The following is a 3,426-nucleotide window of genomic DNA, read 5'->3' as shown; positions in this document are numbered from 1 at the left end:
CGCCGCGGCCGCCAGAGCGCGGTGTTCACCGCGGGCAGCAGCGAGGGCCGGTCCTACCGGCACCGCCGCCGGCGGCGGTGACCGCGTCCGCCGGGCTCACGCCACGTTGAGGCGTCGGCCGCGGTTCCAGGCGAGGAAGGGCACGCCCGAGAGCAGGCCGGCCAGCGCCGCCCACGACTGGTGGCAGCCGTTGACCGAGACCCGCGGCAGGGCGTGCAGGTGGCCGGCATGGTCGGGGAAGAGGTGGCCCGGCCGCGTCGTCACCGCGGTCTCGAAGCCGAGGTCGCGGGCGAGCGCGAATTCCCGCGCGCCGGCCGACGTCGGATCACCGACCGGATAGGACAGGTGCCGCACCGGCCGCGCCAGCTCCGCCGCCAGCCGGTCGCGGCCCTCGCCGATCTCGCGGAGCGCCGCCTCGGCCGCGTGCTTGGCCAGCATCGGATGGCTGCGCGTGTGCGCGCCGAAGGTCACCGCCGGGTCCCGGCCCAGCGCCCTGAGGTCGTCCCACGACAGGCAGAGCTCGGCGGCGATCGCGCTGGGGGCGATGCCCGCCTCCCGGCACAAAGCCGCGATCCCGTCGAGCAGCCGCGCTTCCGAGCCGCTGCGCAGGTCGCGGTAGACCGCCTCGAAGGCGAGCGCCTTCTCCTGCGGGCTGCGCGCCGGCAGGTCGACCGTCCGCGTGCCGATCGCGACGCGGACCCGCTCCAGCCGGCCGATCGCCCGCTCCAGCTCGATCCACCACAGCCGCCCGGTCTGGTCGGCGAAGTCGCTGGTGACGAACAGCGTCCACGGCACGCCGTGGCGGCGCAGCACCGGCAGGGCGTGCTCGACGTTGTCGCGGTAGCCGTCGTCGAAGGTCAGCACCGCGAAGGGCGGCCGGTAGCGCGCGGCGGCGAGGCGCTCGGGCACCTCGTCGAGGCCGACGACCTCGAAGCCGCGGGCGTCGAGCTCGCGCAGCGTCGCGTCGAGGAAGTCCGGCGTGATCGAGAGCAGGCGGTTCGGCGCGTAGGGACCCGGCGCCTCCGGGCTGACATGGTGGAAGGTGAGGATCACCCCGAGGCCGCAGGCGGCCGGCGCGAGCCAGCGGTCGGCCCCCGTCGCCGAGACGGCCCGGAACCCGGCCTCGAACAGCCGGTGGCGGTTTCGGGACGACAGCATGGCACCGCCTCGATGGGGCAAGATCGATGAAGCAGAAGCGGGACGTCGCAGGCGATGCCGCACGCCGCGTCGCCCGTTCCTTGTCCCGCTTCGATGTAAACAAAGGCTGAGGTTTCACCGGCGATCCCGGGACCCGAGGCGCGTCGCAACCATGCGTTAGCCACGTCGTCGCTTCGGCGGCGCCGATGCTTCGATCGCACCGCGCCGTACACCCCGGCTTAGGAGCGTGCGCACGAGAACTGGCGCCCGAGACCGATGGTTTGCCGCCTCCGCGAGAGGCCGGCGCGAGGGATGGGCGATGACGGTTCTGGCACGCGGTCCGATGAACCGGGATCTCGCAGGAGCGATCATGGCCCGCGCGGGCGCCCGATCCGGCCTGACCGCCGAGGTCTTCACCGATCTCGATGCCGTCGAGGCGCTGTGGCGCGGGCTCGAGGCCGACCCCGCCTGCCTCGCCACGCCCTACCAGCGCTTCGCCTGGGTCCGCGCCTATGCCGGCGCGGCCGCCGCCCCCGGCGCGCTGCGGATCGTCGTCCTGCGCGATGCCACCGGCCGGCCGCGCATCCTGCTGCCGCTGGCGGTCGAGCGCCGCCGCGGGATCGCGATCGCCCGGACGCTCGGCGGCGACCACGCCAACTACCACCTGCCGCTCTTCGCCGCCCGCGACGCCGCCGCGGTGCCGGCCGAGGACGTGATCGCGGCGCTCGGCCTAGTCGGGCGCGCCGCCGGCATCGACGTCTACGCGCTCGGGCACCAGCCCCGCACCTGGGACGGGGCGGTCAACCCGCTGGCGATCCGCGGCGAGGCGGCACCGAGCGACGGCTACGGAATGATGCTCGGGCCCGATCCCGAATCGACGCTCAAGCGCGCCTTCAGCGCCGACGCGCGCAAGAAGCTGCGCTCGAAGGAGAAGCGCCTCGTCGAGGCGCACGGCGCCCTCGCCTACCGCAAGGCCGCCGACGGCGCCGAGGCCGCGCGGTTCCTGTCGGCCTTCTACGCTCAGAAGGCGGCACGCTTCGCCGCGATGGGCATCGCCGACCCTTATGCCGACCCTGCGATCCGCGCCTTCCTCACGGCCGCCACCGCGGGCGAGAACCCGGCGGTCGAGATCCACGCGCTGGTGCTGGAGGCGACCGGCCGCGTGCTCGCGACCTTCGGCGGGGCGGTCGACGGGGCGCGCTACAGCGGCATGATGACGGCGTTCGACGCCGACCCCGAGATCGCCCGCTTCAGCCCCGGCGACCTGCTGCTCCACCACCTCGTGCGCGACCAGGCCGCGCAGGGGCGCCGCGCCTTCGACCTCGGCGTCGGCGAGGCCCGCTACAAGGCGAGCGTCTGCGACGAGACCATCCCGCTGGTGGAGGCGACGCTGCCGGTGACGCTGCGCGGCCACGCCTACGGGTTCGTGGCGACGCGGCTCACCCGGCTCAAGCGCCGGATCAAGCGCGACCCGCGCCTGTTCGCCCTCGTCCGGCGCCTGCGGCGGATGAAGACTGGTTGAAGCGGCTCGAGGCCCCGCCGTCTCCGAGCGGAGACGGCGGGGCTCCGGTCACGCCGCCGACAGGCGCAGCGCCATCGGCTCGGTGCGGACGGCGCGGGCCTGAGCCGGCCGGTCCTGGGCGACGAGGACCTGGCCCGCGCCGGAATCCTCGGCGCTGGCGAACAGGTCGCCGAGATCGGGATCGTCGAGGGCCGCGTTCGAGGCGATGATCACGCTGTCCATCAGGCCGCCGAGGGCGGGGAGCAGGGCGTGCGCGCCCGGCTCCGCCCGCAGGCGGCAGACCACCCAGTCGTAGGCCTCGGCCATCGCCTCGACGGTGATCGCCACCGCGTCCGGCTCCTCGAGCAGCACCTCGGTCTCCAGCGAGCCGGCGGCGATCCGGTGCAGCCCGGAGCCGCGTTCGGCCTGGATCACGTCGAGGAAGGCGGCCTCCCCGGCGACGAGATCCGTCAGGCCCGGCGCGTCGGCGTCGGAGGCCGGTCCGTTCAGGTCGACCGAGAGCGCGGAGGCCCGGCCCGAGAGCGCCGCCTCGATCGCCTCGACGAGGCTCGGGCCTGCTGCAGGCCGGCCGGGGCCCGCGGTCTCGACGACGAGGAGGGTGCGCCCGCTGCCGGCACGCGGACCGGCTTCGAGGCGGGCGATCAGCGGGGCGAGATCGAACGCCGCGGCGCGGGGCGGCGCCGGCTCGGGCGTCGCGGCGACGGGCAGGACGGGTTCGGGCGCGGCTTCGGCCTCCTCGGCCGACGCTTCGGCCGCCGCGGAATGGG

2 protein-coding genes and 1 pseudogene are annotated in these 3,426 nt (G+C 75.2%); 1 reads left to right on the top strand and 2 read right to left on the bottom strand.

The window, feature by feature from the left end:
• Positions 1-96: 96 nt before the first annotated feature.
• A complete protein-coding gene (locus FV230_RS26220) occupies positions 97-1,158 on the bottom strand; it encodes a polysaccharide deacetylase family protein (RefSeq protein WP_147844469.1) in 1,062 nt (353 codons plus the stop codon).
• 349 nt (positions 1,159-1,507) lie between these two features.
• Here FV230_RS26220 and FV230_RS26215 point away from each other — a divergent pair, with 349 nt between their 5' ends.
• On the top strand, positions 1,508-2,659 hold the full coding sequence (locus tag FV230_RS26215; protein WP_147844468.1) for a GNAT family N-acetyltransferase: 1,152 nt from the start codon (positions 1,508-1,510) through the stop codon (positions 2,657-2,659).
• 48 nt (positions 2,660-2,707) lie between these two features.
• Here FV230_RS26215 and FV230_RS30035 read toward each other — a convergent pair.
• Positions 2,708-3,426, bottom strand: a pseudogene (locus FV230_RS30035) (lipopolysaccharide biosynthesis protein); the annotation flags it as partial.

Origin of the sequence: Methylobacterium sp. WL6 (assembly GCF_008040095.1) — a bacterium.
Classification (GTDB): Bacteria; Pseudomonadota; Alphaproteobacteria; order Rhizobiales; family Beijerinckiaceae; genus Methylobacterium.
This window is presented reverse-complemented; position numbering and strand designations above follow the sequence as displayed.

Excerpts from the sequence above, each read along its gene's own strand:
- FV230_RS26215 (WP_147844468.1), top strand. The coding sequence starts at position 1,508 with ATGGCCCGCGCGGGCGCCCGATCCGGCCTGACCGCCGAGGTCTTCACC.
- FV230_RS26220 (WP_147844469.1), bottom strand. The coding sequence starts at position 1,158 with ATGCTGTCGTCCCGAAACCGCCACCGGCTGTTCGAGGCCGGGTTCCGG.